The sequence below is a fragment of the Nocardiopsis baichengensis YIM 90130 genome (assembly GCF_000341205.1).
GTDB classification, from domain to species: domain Bacteria; phylum Actinomycetota; class Actinomycetes; order Streptosporangiales; family Streptosporangiaceae; genus Nocardiopsis_A; species Nocardiopsis_A halophila.
This window is the reverse complement of record NZ_ANAS01000001.1, coordinates 26,621-42,373: the sequence shown is the minus strand read 5'-3', so window position 1 is coordinate 42,373 and position 15,753 is coordinate 26,621. Positions and strand designations below refer to the sequence as shown.

Annotated in this window: 15 protein-coding genes; 6 read left to right on the top strand and 9 right to left on the bottom strand. The window is 73.0% G+C overall.

Features of this window, described 5'->3' with window-relative positions:
• Positions 1-114 precede the first annotated feature (114 nt).
• The 4 genes from C892_RS0100185 (at position 115) to C892_RS0100170 (ending at position 4,293) form a co-directional block, all read left to right on the top strand.
• Complete coding sequence (locus tag C892_RS0100185) at positions 115-1,311, top strand: AMP-binding protein (protein WP_017555503.1); 1,197 nt, start codon at positions 115-117, stop codon at positions 1,309-1,311.
• A 382-nt stretch (positions 1,312-1,693) separates the two neighbouring features.
• A complete protein-coding gene (locus tag C892_RS0100180) occupies positions 1,694-3,019 on the top strand; it encodes an RNA polymerase sigma factor (protein WP_026124043.1) in 1,326 nt (441 codons plus the stop codon).
• Positions 3,020-3,262: 243 nt separating this feature from the next.
• Positions 3,263-3,586 carry a hypothetical protein gene (locus tag C892_RS0100175; RefSeq protein ID WP_017537272.1) on the top strand — a complete coding sequence of 108 codons (324 nt, stop codon included), beginning with the start codon at positions 3,263-3,265 and terminating at the stop codon, positions 3,584-3,586.
• Positions 3,587-3,675: 89 nt separating this feature from the next.
• Entirely contained in the window at positions 3,676-4,293 is a 618-nt protein-coding gene (locus C892_RS0100170; RefSeq protein ID WP_017555502.1) for a TetR/AcrR family transcriptional regulator, read from the top strand.
• Positions 4,294-4,321: 28 nt separating this feature from the next.
• Here the strand turns inward: C892_RS0100170 and C892_RS0100165 are convergent, their stop codons facing one another.
• Together C892_RS0100165 and C892_RS0100160 are read right to left on the bottom strand one after the other, a co-directional pair.
• Positions 4,322-4,711 (bottom strand): GntR family transcriptional regulator, encoded by a 390-nt coding sequence (locus C892_RS0100165; RefSeq protein WP_017555501.1) that lies wholly within the window; start codon positions 4,709-4,711, stop codon positions 4,322-4,324.
• A 153-nt stretch (positions 4,712-4,864) separates the two neighbouring features.
• Positions 4,865-5,260, bottom strand: coding sequence for a hypothetical protein (locus C892_RS0100160; protein ID WP_017537269.1), 396 nt, complete (start codon positions 5,258-5,260; stop codon positions 4,865-4,867).
• A gap of 113 nt (positions 5,261-5,373) precedes the next feature.
• On the opposite strand from C892_RS0100160, the gene C892_RS0100155 reads away from it, so the two are divergent.
• A complete protein-coding gene (locus tag C892_RS0100155; protein ID WP_017555500.1) occupies positions 5,374-6,066 on the top strand; it encodes a TetR/AcrR family transcriptional regulator C-terminal domain-containing protein in 693 nt (230 codons plus the stop codon).
• Positions 6,067-6,075: 9 nt separating this feature from the next.
• Here C892_RS0100155 and C892_RS0100150 read toward each other — a convergent pair whose 3' ends face one another.
• Together C892_RS0100150 and C892_RS0100145 are read right to left on the bottom strand one after the other, a co-directional pair.
• The gene (locus C892_RS0100150; RefSeq protein ID WP_017537267.1) at positions 6,076-6,738 is read right to left on the bottom strand and encodes a response regulator; all 663 of its coding nucleotides are present in this window, start codon (positions 6,736-6,738) and stop codon (positions 6,076-6,078) included.
• Complete coding sequence (locus tag C892_RS0100145) at positions 6,735-8,003, bottom strand: sensor histidine kinase (RefSeq protein WP_017555499.1); 1,269 nt, start codon at positions 8,001-8,003, stop codon at positions 6,735-6,737. The genes C892_RS0100150 and C892_RS0100145 overlap by 4 nt, the downstream gene beginning before the upstream one ends.
• A 138-nt stretch (positions 8,004-8,141) precedes the next feature.
• Here C892_RS0100145 and C892_RS0100140 point away from each other — a divergent pair, with 138 nt between their 5' ends.
• Positions 8,142-8,732: a hypothetical protein gene (locus tag C892_RS0100140; RefSeq protein ID WP_017555498.1), complete on the top strand. Its 591-nt coding sequence runs from the start codon at positions 8,142-8,144 to the stop codon at positions 8,730-8,732.
• Here C892_RS0100140 and C892_RS0100135 read toward each other — a convergent pair.
• The 5 genes from C892_RS0100135 to C892_RS0100115 form a co-directional block, all read right to left on the bottom strand.
• A complete protein-coding gene (locus C892_RS0100135; RefSeq protein ID WP_017555497.1) occupies positions 8,729-10,528 on the bottom strand; it encodes an ABC transporter ATP-binding protein in 1,800 nt (599 codons plus the stop codon). The genes C892_RS0100140 and C892_RS0100135 overlap by 4 nt on opposite strands.
• Positions 10,529-10,607: 79 nt before the next feature.
• Positions 10,608-11,621 (bottom strand): ABC transporter permease, encoded by a 1,014-nt coding sequence (locus tag C892_RS0100130; RefSeq protein WP_017537263.1) that lies wholly within the window; start codon positions 11,619-11,621, stop codon positions 10,608-10,610.
• A gap of 104 nt (positions 11,622-11,725) precedes the next feature.
• Positions 11,726-13,489 carry an ABC transporter substrate-binding protein gene (locus tag C892_RS0100125; RefSeq protein ID WP_083934293.1) on the bottom strand — a complete coding sequence of 588 codons (1,764 nt, stop codon included), beginning with the start codon at positions 13,487-13,489 and terminating at the stop codon, positions 11,726-11,728.
• Between the two features lie 68 nt (positions 13,490-13,557).
• Positions 13,558-14,583 (bottom strand): ABC transporter permease, encoded by a 1,026-nt coding sequence (locus C892_RS0100120; RefSeq protein WP_017555495.1) that lies wholly within the window; start codon positions 14,581-14,583, stop codon positions 13,558-13,560.
• A gap of 558 nt (positions 14,584-15,141) precedes the next feature.
• Positions 15,142-15,639 (bottom strand): hypothetical protein, encoded by a 498-nt coding sequence (locus C892_RS0100115; RefSeq protein ID WP_017555494.1) that lies wholly within the window; start codon positions 15,637-15,639, stop codon positions 15,142-15,144.
• Positions 15,640-15,753: the final 114 nt, after the last annotated feature.

Here is a 15,753-nt window from a genome sequence, read left to right as displayed (position 1 = left end):
GCGCCGTGCCGGCCGGCCCGGGCGACTCCCGGTACCGGACGGTACGTCGGATGAGCTTAGTAGCCCGCGGGGGCGCGGCCGCACGCCCGCCACCGTGGGCTACCCTCGGGGGACGTGCCGGAACGACGACTGCACGCGCTCCTGGGCCCCGAGCCCGCGCGCCTGAGCGAACTCCTGGCCGCCGCGCTCGACGGGAGCGGTCCGGCCCTTCTGCCGATCGACCCCGCGCTGCCCGAGCCGCGCGTGCGCGCCCTGCTGGACGCGCTGCGCCCGGCCGCCCTGCACACCCCCGACGGGGTGCGGCCCCTGCCCGGCGCCGAACCGGTCCCCGACGACACCGCCCTGACCATCGCCACCTCCGGGTCCACCGGCACACCCAAGGGCGTGCTGCTCTCCGCCGCGGCCCTGCGCCACTCGGCGCACGCCTCCCTGGAGCGGATCGGCGCCCGGCCCGGGGACCGCTGGCTGTGCACCCTGCCCACCGCCCACATCTCGGGCCTGCTGGTGGTGCTGCGCGCCCTGCAAGGGGGAACCGAGCCGCTGCACACGCCCTTCGACACCGAGGCGGTCATGGCCGCGGCCGCCGAGCACCGCCCGCACGTGTCGCTGGTCCCCACCCAGCTGCGCCGCCTGCTCGCCGCCGGGGCCGACCTGTCCCTGTTCGGCAGCGTCCTGCTGGGCGGCGCCGCCGCCGAGGGCCCGCTGCTGCGCGCCGCCCGCGAGGCGGGCGGCCGGATCGTCACCACCTACGGGATGAGCGAGACCTGCGGCGGGTGCGTCTACGACGGCCGGCCGCTGGAGGGCGTGCGCGCCCGCACCGACGCCGAAGGGCGCATCCTGCTGTCCGGGCCGGTGCTGTTCTCCGGCTACCGCGGACCCGCCGGGGACACCGCCTCGGCGCTGGTGCGCGACGGCGACGGGCCGGCCTGGCTGCGCACCGGCGACCTGGGGTCGGTGGACGGCGACGGGCGGGTCCGGGTGCGCGGCCGCGCCGACGACGTGATCAACACCGGCGGCCACAAGGTCGTGGCCGGCGAGGTGGCCGGGGTGCTGGCCGGCCTGGACGCGGTCGCCGAGGCCGCCGTGGTGGGCCGCCCCGACCCCGAGTGGGGCGAGCGCGTCACCGCCGTCGTCGTGCCCGCCGACCCCCACGCCCCGCCCGACCTGGAGGAGCTGCGCGCCGCCGTCCGGGCCCGCCTGGCCCCCTACGCCGCCCCCCGCGAACTCGACCTGCGCCCCCGCCTGCCCCTGCTGCCCTCGGGAAAGACCGACCTGGCCGCGCTGAGGACCCCGCCGGACGTCCGCGATTGACGCGCCCGCGCGCGGGCAGCATGATCATGAGCGGTCGGACGGATCCGGCGAATCGGGGGAACTCATCGCGCCCTGCGGGCGTCTACACGGCAGACCGCTCTGTTCGGCGCCCGAGGGCGCCCGGTCGGCGCGGAAGTCCGGATCCGTCCACGGGGGGAGTGGTACCCGCCGTCGCGAAGGGGCCGGCAGCGGCCGGACGTCCCGTCCGCCGCGCGGTCCACCGTCCCGCAGAACCCTAGGCCGTGACCTGAACCACGACCGGCGATATCCAATCGAGACCGGGAACATTTGACTCTCTGACACGTTAGACATATTGGCGCGCCAAGACGGCGGATCCAGGCCGCCGCGTGCCACAGGTCTTGGAAGGGAGGGAGGTGCCTTCATGACGCGCACTGCCCTAGCCACTTCTCCCACGGTGGCGGACACCCCGGACACCGCGGGCGGCGCCGCGGCCGCGTCCGCGGCGCTGGACGAGCTCATCACCCGGGGGCGCTCCCAGGGACACCTGTCCCTGTCGGAGCTGCGCGCGGCGTTCACCGAGGCCGGCATCAGCCCGGCCGACGGGCGCTCCATCCTCCGGGAGCTCACCGACTCCGGGGTGCGGCTCGCCAACGGGGGCGACGATGCCGCGACGGTGGAGGCGGTCGACGCCGACACCGAGGACGAGGCGCTCGAAGACGCCCTCGACACGGCCAAGGACGAGGCGCGCGGGAAGGGCACCGAGGCGGCCGAGGTCGAGGTCGACCTCGACGACCAGTCCCCCGCCATGGGCGACTCGGTGCACACCTACCTCAAGGCCATCGGGCGCCGCCAGCTGCTCACGGCCGAGCAGGAGGTGGACCTGTCCAAGCGCATCGAGGCCGGTCTGTACGCAGAGTACCGCCTGGGGCAGCTGCCCGAGGCGCACGATCCGCCGACCGGTGCCGAGTCCGCGGCGATGAACGCGGCCGAGCGCGAGGAGCTGGAGTGGGTGGCCGAGGACGGCCGCCAGGCCAAGCAGCACATGCTGGAGGCCAACCTGCGGCTGGTGGTCTCGGTCGCCAAGAAGTACAGCGACCGCGGCATGTCCCTGCTGGACGTGGTCCAGGAGGGCAACCTCGGGCTGATCCGCGCCGTGGAGAAGTTCGACTACGCCAAGGGCTACAAGTTCTCCACCTACGCCATGTGGTGGATCCGGCAGGCAATACAGCGCGGATTCGCCGACTCGGCGCGCACCATCCGCCTGCCCGTCCACGTGCTGGAACTGCTCAGCAAGGTCAGCCGCCTGGAGCGGGACATGCACCAGACCCTGGGGCGTGAACCCACCCCCGACGAGCTGGCCCACGAGCTGGACAAGACCCCGGCCCAGATCGAGGAGCTGCTGCGGGTCACCCGCCAGCCGATCAGCCTGGACTCCACGATCGGCGAGGACGGCGAGACCCGCATCGGCGACCTGATCGAGGACATCGACGCCTCGGAGGCCTCCGAGGTCGTCGACCGCCAGCTCATGGCCGACCAGCTGCGCCGCGCACTGGACGACCTGGAGCCGCGCGAGGCCACCATCATGTCGCTGCGGTTCGGCCTGATGGACGGGCGCCCGCGCACCCTCGACGAGATCGGCAAGCACCTCGGCCTGACCCGGGAGCGCATCCGGCAGCTGGAGAAGCAGTCGCTGTCCAAGCTGCGGCACCCCAGCCGCGCCCAGCAGCTGCTGGACTTCGCCAGCTGACCCTGCCTCCCAGAAACCGCATACAAGGCCCCGCGCCCGCCCCACGGCGGGCGCGGGGCCTTTTCAGGGGCCCTCGCAGGGCACCCGCCCCGCCTTCCCTCAGGGAAGACCCTGACTCCCCCCTGGGATGCACCGCCGCCCCTGCCCAGCGGCCGCGCGCTGAGCGACAATCGAGGCATGACTTCGCAGACTCCCGGGCAGCCCGCCACACCACGCGCCCCCAAGGACGAGGTCTCCGCCGCGTTGCAGACCAGTCGGGAGCTCGGCCCTGACTACGACGACGCCGTGGCCGCCTCGCTCGCCGACAAGCTCGACGCCGCCATCGACGCCCGCGTGCGCGAGCACGTGGCCGCCGCACAGCAGCCCGCGCAGCAGCGTCCGCAGCGGATGAGCTACGACGAGCAGTGGAAGAGCCCGCGGCTGATCGTGGGGATCATCGCCATGGTGACCGCGATCCCCCTCACCGCCATCAGCGGCGGGATCATGGGCCTCGGCGGCGTGGCCCTCGCCTGGCTCGGGCTGCTCCTGGTCTACATCGTCTCCGTCATCGGCCTGGGCCGCCGCTGAGCGCAGGCCGGCGCCCCCGCGGCCGTTATGGTGGGTCCGGTACGACGGCCCAGGGGGCGACGCCGCCCCCACCGCACCCCGGGGAGACCGTGAGCGCCCAGCCCGCCGAGCAGAACCTCACCGCCCGCGAGCGCAACGAGCGGCGGCGCCGCGCCCGCATCCTCCGGGCCGCGGCCGCACTGGCCGCACGCGGCGGACTGGAGAGCGTGCACATGCGCGACGTGGCCGAGCGCGCCGACGTCGCCCTGGCCACGCTGTACCGCTACTACCCCTCCAAGACGCACCTGATGGTGGCCGTCCTGGCCGACGAGATCGCCTCGCTGGACGACTCGATCCGCCGGCGCCCCCTGATCGGCGACCGGCCCGGGGAGCGCGCCGCCTCGGTCCTGGTCCGCACCGCCCGCTGGATCATGCGCGAGCCGGAACTGGCCGACGCGATGCTGCGCGCCGCCAACTCCGCCGACGCCTCGGTCGTGGACTGGCGCTCGGCCGTCCAGGACCGCCTCACCTCGGTCGTGCTCTACAGCGCCTACGGCCCCGAGGCCGCGGAGGCGCCCAGCGCCCGCTCCCGGCTCCTGGCCCGCGCTCTGCACGAGGTGTGGACGCAGGAGCTGGTCCTGCTGCTGCACGGGTCCACCACCCTGGACGAGCTGGAACTGACCATCAGCGAGGTGGCGCCCCGCCTCCTGGACGACGGACCCGCCTGAGGGCCCCGGCACACGAGGCGCGGAAGGCTCAGCGGCCGCCCTCCGCCTGGCGGAGGGCGGCCGCGACGATGTCCAGGGCCTCCTCCCGGTCCAGGCCCAGGCGGGAGACCGCCTCGGCGTAGACCCGCGCGGCCGCGACCGCCTCCGCGCGTTGGGCGTCGCCGCCCGCGGCCACGAACGTGCCCGAGCGGCCGCGGGTCTCCAGCACGCCCGCCTGCTCCAGCTCCCGGTAGGCCCGCGCCACCGTGTTGACCGCCACCGCCAGCCCGCCCGCCAGCGAGCGCACCGTGGGCAGCCTGTACCCGACCGGGATCTCCCCCTCGGCCGCCGCGTTCGCGATCGCGGCGCGGATCTGCTCGTAGGGAGGGACCCGCGAATCCGGGTCGATGTCGATGAAGTCCGGGACTTCGGTCGCCACTGCCAGTCCTGCCGTCCTCGGTCCGGTCCTCCCGGCGGTCGCCGGGGCCCACAGCCACTGCGGCCCGACGCTCGCCGACGGGCCGCCGGGGCGCCCGGACACCGGTCCGCCACCCCCTCCCCGATCCTGCCATCGGGGAGGGGGCGGCGCACCTCAGACCCCGGCGGGGCGGCGGGGAACCCGCTCGATCCCGTGCAGGCGGTGCCGCTCGCGCTCGGTGAGCAGGCGCTCGGCGCGCTCGGTGGCCACGCGGATCTCGGGCTTGGCCAGGCGCTTGCGCCGGTAGAGGCGGTCGGAGTAGCCCCGCGCCCCCACCAGCACCCGCTCCTGGGCGTAGGCGGCGCGCGCGGCGTCGGTCAGGGCGGCGTCCAGGGCCTTGCCCAGCCGGCTGACCTCCTCCACGTCCGCGCCGTCCTCGTGGGCGGCGACGAGCGCCGACTCGGCCTCGGCGACCGCCTTCATCAGCTCCGGAAGGCGTTCCGCGTGCTCGCGGTCCTCGCTCAGGCGGCGCTGGTCGTCCTCGTCGCCCTTGCGGCCGAACAGACCCATGCTCACTCCCCATCGTGCTCGTGCCGATCGCCCCACAACTGTAGTGTGTCGGGGATCACGACGGCGAGGCGGATCCGCGTCTCCGTGGCGGACCTTTACTGAGTAGATCTAGAGTGGCGCCCGTGAGCCGAAACAACGCCGGTCTGAGCACCGATCGCATCATCGTCGAAGCACTGCGCATCATCGACGGCCAAGGGCTGCGGCGGCTGACCATGCGCCGCCTCGGCGACTCGATGGAGGTGGAGGCCATGGCGGTCTACCACCACTTCCCGCTCGGCAAGGAGCAGCTCTTCGAGGCCATCGCCGAGTACATCACCGACGTGCACCGGGAGCGGGCCGAGGCGCACACCGAGGAATCCCCTGACGACGGGACAGCCGAAGGGGAGGCCGACGAGGAAGAGGCCGACGAGCGCCCCTGGGACGAGCGACTGCGATCGTGGGCCTACGACTACCGCGCCGCCCTGCTCAAGCACTCAGGCGCCCTCCCTCTGCTGATCAACCGCCGCCCCGACACCGAGGCCGCGGTGCGCTCCCTGGAGCTGCAGTACGCCGCCTTCACCGAGGCCGGCCTGGAGGGCCGCGACATCGTGAACGCGGCGGCGGCGCTGGAGTCGTACGTGACCGGGGCCGTGGTCCACGAGGTCCGGGCGGGCGGCCTGGAGAGCCCCCACCCGGCCCGCCTCGACGGCCGCTTCCCCACGGTCACCGCACTGCGGGAGACGACGCTCGACCACGAGCAGGCCTTCGCCGAGGGCCTGGAGAGGCTGCTGAAGGCGTGGACAGGTGTCGGCCCCGACACGTCGTGAGGCCGCCCCTCAGACTCCGTCGGAGGCCTCTTGGGCGACGATGGCCGCCTGGACCCGGCTCCGCAGGTCGAGCTTGGCCAGGATCCGGCTCACGTGCGTCTTCGCCGTGGTCTCCGTGATCCCCAGCCTCCTGGAGATCTGCCGGTTGGACAGGCCCTCGCCCACGCAGCGCAGCACCTCCCGCTCCCGGGCCGTCAGCTGCTCCAGGGCCTCCGGCGCCACCTGGGGACGGTCGGGCCGGTCGGCCTCCCGCCCCGGCGGGACCGCGAACTCGGCGATCAGCCGCCGCGTGACCGCCGGAGCGATCATCCCCTCTCCGCGCGCGACCACCCGCACCGCCTCGACCAGCGCGTCCGCCTCGATGTTCTTCAGCAGGAACCCGGCCGCCCCGGCCCGCAGCGCCCCGAAGACGTACTCGTCCAGGTCGAAGGTGGTCAGCACCAGCACGTCGGTCCCGCTCCCGGCCAGTTCGCGGGCGGCGGCGATGCCGTCCTTGCGGGGCATGCGCACGTCCATCAGCACCACGTCCGGGCGGGTGCGCCGCACGGCGGCCACCGCCTCCTCGCCGTCGCCGGCCTCGGCCACGACGTCGATGTCCGGCGCGCCGTCCAGGATCATCACCAGGCCCGAGCGCACCGCCCACTGGTCCTCGGCCACCACGACCCTGATCACTGCCCGGCCTCCGTCCGCACCGGCAGCTCGGCCCGGACCCGCCACAGCCGCCCGTCCCCGGACGGCCCCGCGCAGAACACCCCGCCCAGAAGGTCCGCCCGCTCGCGCATGCCCACCAGTCCCATCCCCGCCCCCAGCGGGTCGGGCGGCGCGGCGCCCGCCACCGGGTTCTCCACGGCCACCACCAGCCGGTCCGCGCCCCCGGCGGGAGGGTAGTCCAGAGCGACCCGCACCCGCGGCGGGTCCGCGTAGCGCAGCGCGTTGGTCAGCGCCTCCTGGAGGATCCTGTAGGCGGCCGCGTCCACCTGCGGCGGCAGCGGCCCCCGGTCGCCGCGCTCGCGCACCTCCACCTCCAGCCCCGCCTCCCGGGCGGTGCGCACCAGCAGGTCGGCCTCGCCGACCCGCGGCGTGATCCGCTCCCCGGCCGGCGCCTCCCCCGCCCGCAGAACCCCGATCATCCTGCGCATCTCCTCCAGTCCCTGCACGCTGTTGTCCCGGACCACCACCAGCACCCGGCGCACCAGCTCCGGGTCGAACGGCTCGCGCGAGAGCGCCGCCGTGGACTGCACCGCGACCGCGCTCATGTGGTTGGCGATGACGTCGTGCAGCTCCCGGGCCACCCGGGCCCGCTCCTCGGCCACCGCGCGGGCGCGGTCGAGCTCGGCCATGCGCACCCGCTCCTCGGCCCGCTCGCGCTCCAGGTCGGCGCGCCCCCGGTGCTCCCGCACGCTCCACCCGGCGACCACCGGGAGCGCGAACACCATCACGTAGAGCCCGATCAGCTGCAGGTAGGCCAGCGCGCCGTCGACCTGCCCGGCCGCGTACAGCCAGCCCCCGGCGGCCACCACGGCGGCGCCGCCGGCGGCCACCGCGCTCAGCGCGCCGAACGCGCTGCGCCTGCGCCCCCACACGCACGCCGCGTACAGCAGGTCGCCGTAGGCCAGGTACACCCCGCTGGAGGGCCCGAACAGCGTGTCGACGGCCAGGACGGCGGTCCCGGCGGCCAGCGCCGCCCCGGGGGCGGTGCGGCGCAGGAGCATCAGCGCGCACATCACGGCCACGGTCGCCAGCAGGACCGCCGGAGCGGTGCCGTCGCGGTGCACGTAGGCGCCCAGCGCCCACAGCAGCACGCCCATCGACAGGTGCACCGCGGCCCACACGGCGCTGCCCAGGTACAGCCGCCCGCCGAGGACCCGGCGGTCCCGGTGGACGGCGCCCAGCAGTACGCCCTTCTCCGCCAGGGCCCGGCGCAGTCCTGTGGTCACGGCTCCATCCCAGCACGAACACGGCCCGCGGGCGTACAGCGAAGGTCGTACGGCGGTCTCCTCCCCGCGCCGATGCGCGCGGCGGGCGCCCGCGCGATGCTCGGTCCGGCACCATCGACGACACCGGGGGGCACACCGATGATCGTGGGGTTCATCCTCGCCTGCGAGGCCCTGTTCTGGGTCCTGCTGTTCGGCGGCCTGGCCGTCCGCTACCTGCTGCGCCTGCGCACGCTCAGCACGGTCCTGCTGCTGCTCGTACCCGTGCTGGACGTGGTGCTGCTCGCGGCGATCGCCCTGCACCTGGCCTCGGGGGCGCAGGCCGACACCGGTCACGGCCTGGGCGCCCTGTACCTGGGGTTCACCGTGGCCTGGGGGCACCCGGTGATCCGGTGGGCCGACGCCCGCTTCGCCCACCGCTTCGCCGGCGGCCCGCCGCCCCCGAAACCGCCGAAGGCGGGCGCGGCGGCCGTGCGCCGCGAGGCGGCGGCCTGGCTGCGCACCACCGCCGGGTGCGCGCTCGGCGCCGGGGTGCTCCTCGGGCTGGTCCTGTTCACCGGGGACCCCGAGCGCACCGCGGCGCTCAACGGCTTCTTCGCCACCCTCGGCATCGTCATGTTCTGGAACACGGTGATCGGCGCCTGGGGGATCGCCGCCGCCCTCGCCTCCCCGGCCGCCCGGAACGGGACCGGCGCGGCCGCTGAACCGCGCCGGCCCCAGGGCGGCTCCTAGGCCGCCTCGCCCTTGCCCGCGCGCAGGCGGACCCGCTCGGCGCGGTGCTCGCGCGCCTCGTCCGGGTCGAGGACCGGGGCGGCGTTGAGCAGCGAGCGGGTGTACTCGTCCTGCGGGGCCTCGTAGACCGAGTCGCTGTCGCTCAGCTCGACGACCCTTCCCTTCTTCATCACCGCGACGCGGTCGCTGACCTGGCGCACCACGGCCAGGTCGTGGGCGACGAAGATGTAGGTGAGGTCGAAGTCGTCCTGCAGCTCCGACAGCAGGCGCAGCACCTGGTCCTGCGTCGACACGTCCAGCGCCGACACCGGCTCGTCGCAGATCACCAGCTTGGGCCGCAGGATCAGCGCCCGCGCGATCGCGATGCGCTGCCGCTGACCGCCGGAGAAGGCGTGCGGGAACCGGTTGTAGTGCAGCGGCTCCAGGCCGACCCGCTCCAGCAGCTCCTGCACGCGCCGCTTGATCAGCTTGCCGTCGGACTCGCCCTGCACCCGCAGCGCGGTGCCGATGCTGTCGCCGATCGTCAGACGCGGGTTGAGCGAGGAGTAGGGGTTCTGGAACACCATCTGCACGTCCCGGCGCAGCGGCCGCAGCTTGCGCTCGGAGATGTGGGTGATGTCGCGCCCCTCGAACAGGACCTTGCCCTCGGTGGGCTCCAGCAGCCGCATGACCATGCGCGACAGGGTCGACTTGCCGGACCCGGACTCGCCCACGACGCCCAGCGTCTCGCCCTTGTGCAGGTCGAAGGAGACCCCGTCCACCGCGTAGAAGTCGGTGCTCTTGCCCATCATGCCGCCGCGCACCTTGAAGCGCATGCGCACGTTGTCCACCGACAGCAGCGGGTCGGTGTCGGGGTTCCAGGACCCGTCGGCCTCGGGCAGCGCCGTGGCGCCGGTGCGCCCGGCCGGCGCGGCGTCGCCGCCCTCCCCGGCGGCCCGGTCGGCCCGGACCTGGGCCCGGCGCTGGGCGCGGGAGACCTCCACCCGCGGCACAGCCGCCAGCAGGGCCTGGGTGTAGGGGTGCTCGGGCTCGGCGAGGACCTTGCGCACCTCGCCGCGCTCGACCGCCTTGCCCTTCTGCATGACCAGCACCTCGTCGACCGACCCGGCGACCACCGCCAGGTCGTGGCTGACCAGGATGAGCGCCATGCCCAGCTCGGTGCGCAGGTCGTCGAGCAGGTCCAGGATCTGGGCCTGCACCGTCACGTCCAGCGCCGTGGTCGGCTCGTCGGCCAGCAGCACCTTGGGGTCGCACATCAGCGCCATGGCGATGACCACGCGCTGGCGCATACCGCCGGAGAACTCGTGCGGGTAGGAGTTGACGCGCCGGGTCGGCTCGGGGATGCCCACGCGGTCCAGGGCCTCGACCGCGCGCGCCTTGGCCTCGGCGCGCGTGGACTTGGGCCGGTGGGTCCGGTAGGCCTCGATCAGCTGGTTGCCGATGGTGTACTGCGGGTGCAGCGAGGACATCGGGTCCTGGAAGACCATGGCGATGTCGTTGCCGCGCATCTGGCGGATGCGGGCGTCGCTCGCGGCCACCATGTCGTTGCCGGCCACCTCCAGCCGCCCGGCGATCCTGGCCCGGGTGCCGCGGTGCAGGCCCATCAGCGCCAGGGAGGTGGCGCTCTTGCCGGAGCCCGACTCGCCGACGATGCCCAGGGCGCCGCCGGGGGCCACCTCGAACGAGAGCCCGTCGACGGCGTGGACGTCGCCGTCCATCGTCGGGAAGGTGATGGAGAGGTCCTGGACGAGCACCGCCGGCCCGGCGGCGTCCTGTCCTGTGCCCGTGGTCGTCATTGCCGGTGATTCCTTCGGGTCGGGCCCCGGCCGCCGGCGGCGGCGCGGGGAGCGGAAGTTCTGCTGGAAGGGCCGGGACTCAGCCGGACACCCGCACCCGGGGATCCACCCAGGCGTAGAGCAGGTCGACGATCAGGTTGCAGACCACCACGAAGAAGGCGCCGAACAGGGTGACGCCCAGGATCACGGGGAGGTCCTGGGAGATGATCGCCTGGACCGCGTAGCGGCCGATGCCGTTGAGGGAGAAGACGGTCTCGGTGAGCACCGCACCGCCCAGCACCAGGCCGATGTCCAGACCGAAGATCGTGACGATCGGGGTGAGCGTGGGGCGCAGGCCGTGCTTGAGGATCACCTTCCACTCGGCCAGGCCCTTGGCCCGCGCCGTGCGGATGTAGTCCTCGCCCATCGTCTCCAGCATGCCCGCCCGGGTCTGCCGGGCGTACTGGGCGGCGTGCAGGAAGGCCAGGGTCACCCAGGGCAGGAACAGCCCGGTCGCCCAGGCGATCGGATCCTGGAAGAAGGGGGTGTAGCGCGGGGTGTCGAACAGGCCCCAGGCGTGCACCAGGAAGGCCAGCGACAGCAGGCCGGTGAAGAACACCGGCAGGGAGACGCCCGCCAGGGCGAGGCCCATGCTGAGCCGGTCGAAGATGCTGCCCTTCTTGATGGCCGAGACGACGCCCACCGAGACGCCGCCGACCAGCCAGATCACACCGGCGCCGATGGCCATGGAGAAGGTGACCGGGAGCCGGTTGACGATCTCGGGGAAGACCTCGGTGTAGTTCTGGAAGGAGTAGCCGAAGCAGGGCGCGGAGCAGACCACCTCGCGCCCGCCGAAGGTGTAGGTGGCGCCGACGAAGATGCCCTTGATGAACTCCCAGAACTGCAACGCGATGGGCTGGTCCAGGTTGAGGCGGTCGATGGTGGCCTGGATGGCCTCCTCGGTGGGCGCCTTGCCCACGTACATCGTGGCCAGCTGCTGGACCGTCTGCCCGGCCATGCGGGGCACCACGTAGAAGATCAGGAAGGTCACCAGGGTGACGATGGCGAGCAGCAGGACGCCGGCGCCGAGGCGACGAAGAAGATAAGTGACCAACGTATCCGGCCGCGAAGGCCGGCCGGGCCCTGTTCGGGCCCGGCCGCCCCCGCGGCCTTCACCTGCCTAACTCTCAGGTCGAAGGATCGGGGTTCCGGGTTCCGCTACTGGTTCGTCGTACCGAGCGGCATGTAGTCGTACATCGCGTAGCCGGCGCTGAAGTAGACGTTCGTCAGGTTCTCCGGCCGGTACAGCACCGACTTCTCGAAGACGATCGGCAGGATGGCCCCGGCCTCCATGACCCGGCGGTCGACCTCCTTGTAGAGGCGCTCCTGCTCCTGCTCGTCCCCGGTCTCCACGGCCTGGTCGAGCATGTCGTTGATCTGCTCGTCGTCCAGCTCGGAGACGTTGGAGTTGCCGGCGTCCTTGATGTTGTCGCCGTGCACGATGTAGCTGAGGAACCCGTAGCCGGTCGGCCAGTCCGGGATCCAGCCGTAGACGTTCAGGCCCAGCTCGTTCTCGTGGACGAAGTCGGGCGAGCCGGCCTGGGTGTTGGTGAAGCTGTCCGAGGGGTACTGCTTGATGTCGACCTCGATGCCGACCCGCTCGAGGCTGGCCTGCAGCGCCTCGGCCGCGGCGACCTCGGTCGGGCGGTCGCTGCGCACGCCGAGGTTGGTCTCGAAGCCGCCGTCCTCGCCGCACTCCTCCAGCTTGGCCTCGGCCTTGTCGAGGTCGCCCTTGTCGTCCTCGGAGGGGTACAGGTCCAGGTCGGGGTCGTGGCCCTTGATCGTCGGCGGGATCACGTCGTTGGGGATCTCCCCGCCGGCGGCGCCGCCCCAGGCCCGCTGGAGCGAGTTGTGGTCGGCGGCGTACATGACCGCCTGGCGGCACGCCTCGTCGTCCAGCGGCTCGACCTCGGTGTTGACGGCCACGTAGCGCAGGGCCCCGGTCTCGGGGTTGTCCACGTTGGCCTTGGCGGCCTCGTCGGTGAGGATCTCGCCCTTCTTGGCCGGGCCCAGCCCGGTGCCGCCCAGGTCGACGTCGAGCTCGCCGTTGATCAGGCGCTGGTCGATCTCGTTCTGGTCGACGCCCTCCTCGACCGTGATCCGGTCGGGCAGCGCCGGGCGGATCGGGTCGGAGTCGGCGTTCCACTCCTCGTTGCGCACGAGGGTGAGCCCGCTGCCGGGCTTCCAGTCGTCCTCGAACTTGTAGGGCCCGGAGGAGACGACGCGCTGCTGGTACTGCTGGCCCTTGTCGGAGTCGGCCGGGACCGGGGCGGTCTGCGGCTGAACCAGCACGTACGGGAAGTCCGCGAAGGGCTTCTTCAGGTGGAAGACGATGGTCTTGTCGTCCGGCGTCTCGATGCCGTCGAAGCCGGCCAGCGGGTCGGAGGGGTTGGCGTTGACCCCCTCGTAGTCGTCGCTGTCGGCCAGCAGCTCCTTGAAGTAGCGCGGGCCGTTGGGCAGCGCGTCCTCGCCGAAGTTGCTGCGCGCGACGGCGTACTTGATGTCCTCGCTGGTGACCGCCGAGCCGTCCTCGTAGGTGAGGCCGTCGCGGAGCTTCACGGTGTAGGACGTGCCGTCGTCGCTGATGTCGGGCATCTCCGCGGCCATGTCCGGCACCGGCTCGGTGGACTTCGCGCCGGGCTCGGGGCTGTAGGTGAGCAGCGTCCGGGCGTAGTACCGGCTGAAGTTCCAGACGTAGCCGTAGTAGGTGTTGCCCGGGTCGGTGCTCTCCATGTTGGCGGAGATGGCGTACCGCAGGGTGCCGCCGGACTCCTCGGAGGCGTTGACGACCTCCGTGGTGCCCTGGTCGTAGGACCCGGCCGAGCCGCCGCCGTCGGAGCCACCGCCGCCGCACGCGCTCAGCAGCAGCGCCGACGACACCCCCAGAGCGGCAAGCCCCAGTGCTGACTTCCTCAATTCCATGCCTTTCTCGTTGCGCGTGATGCTCGCCGCGGCCCCCGGCCCGCCCCGGGTCGGCCGCCCCCGTGCGCTCAGTCGGACGAGCGGGGGTCGAAGGCGTCCCGCAGGCCGTCACCGAACAGGTTGAACGCGAGCACGGTGATGAAGATGGCCAGGCCCGGGATGATCACGAAATGGGGCGACGTGGTGTAGAAGTCCAGCGAGTCGGACAGCATGCCGCCCCAGCTCGGGGTGGGGGGATTGATCCCGACGCCGAGGAAGGAGAGGGAGGCCTCGAAGATGATGTTCGTCGGGATGAGCAGGGTCGAGTAGACGAGGATCGGCGTGATCAGGTTGGGCAGCAGCTCGCGGAAGAGGATGTGCCCGCTCCCGGCCCCCAGGCTGCGCGCCGCCTCGACGAACTCGCGCTCCTTGAGGGTGAGCGTCTGCCCGCGCACGATGCGGCCGATGTAGGGCCAGTTGAAGAACCCGATGATGAAGATCAGCAGGCCCACCCGCAGCGCGTTGCCCTCCAGCCCGAAGGCGCCGTCGGGGATGACCCCGGCCAGGGCGATGGCGAACAGCAGCAGGGGGAAGGCCAGGAAGATGTCCATGGCCCGGCTGATGATGGTGTCGGTGACCCCGCCGAAGTAGCCGGCGACGATGCCCAGCACGGTGCCGATGATCACGCACAGCACGGTGGCGCCGAAGGCGACCAGCAGGGAGATCTGCGCGCCGTAGACGATCCGGCTGAACATGTCCCGGCCGGTGACCGGCTCCAGGCCGAGCAGGTGCTCGGCGGACATGCCGCCCCAGGGGTCGATGCCCGCCGCCGGGTCGTCCGGGTCCTTCAGGGCGCCGCCGGTCAGCGGGTCCATCAGGCTCTGGTGGAACTCGTTGGGCGGGAACCCGAGGAGCTTGGTCAGCAGGGGGGCCAGCACCGCCATGGCGATGAGCAGCAGCACCACGATGGCGCCGGCCATGGCGACCTTGTCGCGGCGGAAGCGCTGCCAGGCGATCTGGCGGAGGGACCGGTTGGCGGCCGCCGACGCCTTCTGGCCGGCTGCGGCGCCGCTGTCCTCCACCTGCTTCTCAGGTGCGTCCGAAGGCGCGCTCATGGCACCACTACTCCCCCACTACTCCGCTTGAGTGTCGCGGCTTCGGCACCGGCGGGCGGCCGGTGATGGGTCGACCGCCCGGCTCGGGGTCCGGCCGGGTGGGCCGGCCCGGGCTGGCCGGTCGCATCCGGCAGGGGGCCGGGGCCCGCCGCCGGATCTGCCAGCGCACCCGTCGGCTTAACACCGAAGCTCGACGTGGCTAACAGGATCGGTGCAGATCGGTTTGCACCGCGATCAATGTACGCCTGCTCACATGTCAGTCCGTCCAAATCACACCGTTGTGGCTGAATCGTGACTGCTCACCAACGAATCCGTCATGTCACGACACGTCGGCAGGCGTTCACCCGGCGCCACCCAGTCTGCCCGAAAGGACCCGCCGCCCCTCTGACGGCGCGCCCGCAGGGGGCGCGCACGGGGGCGGCGGCACCATGGCGCACATCATACGACAAGAAAAGGTATAAAACACCATGAAGCGGACATTAATCGCGCGCCCCGCCTCGCGGAGCGCGCGTCGCTGGAGCGGCGGCCCCTAACGGGACGCCGCAGGAGGAGGACCGCTCACTCGATCCCGTGCTTGCGCAGCAGGTCCTCGATGTCGCCCATGTCGTCGTCGCCGCCCTTGGAGCCCTTGGAGCCCTTGGCGCCCGCCTTGCCCGCCGAGCCGCCCGGCGCCTGGGCCGCCGGCCCCTGGGCCCCGGAGGGGCCCTCCAGGCCGGGGGCCGCGCCGGACCCTTCGGCGGCCTTCTTCTCGCGCGTCTTCCGGCCCTGGGCGCCGCCCATGCCCCGGGCCCGCATGACCCCCGAGACCACGAACAGCACCGCCGCCACGGCCGCCACCGCGACCCCGGCCCAGACCATCGGATTGAACAGCAGGCCGGCCAGGATCCCGACGATGTCGGCCGCGGCGCGCCACAGCGTGGCCATGAGCCCCAGGAGGCCGGCGGCGAGCGGGACCAGCGACCAGGCCACGCCGCGCAGCCCCGCGGCCGCGCCCCGGCGGCGCCAGACCACCCACGAGATCAGCAGCCCCACGATGGTGATGGCCGCCCCGAGCATCGGACCTGCGATCGGCAATGTCTCCGGCATGCCCCCAGTCTCGCATCGCGGCTCCGGCCGCGCATCGGGGTCGCTCCCTAGGGAAAGGGGGATCCCCCGGACGAACGAGACCCG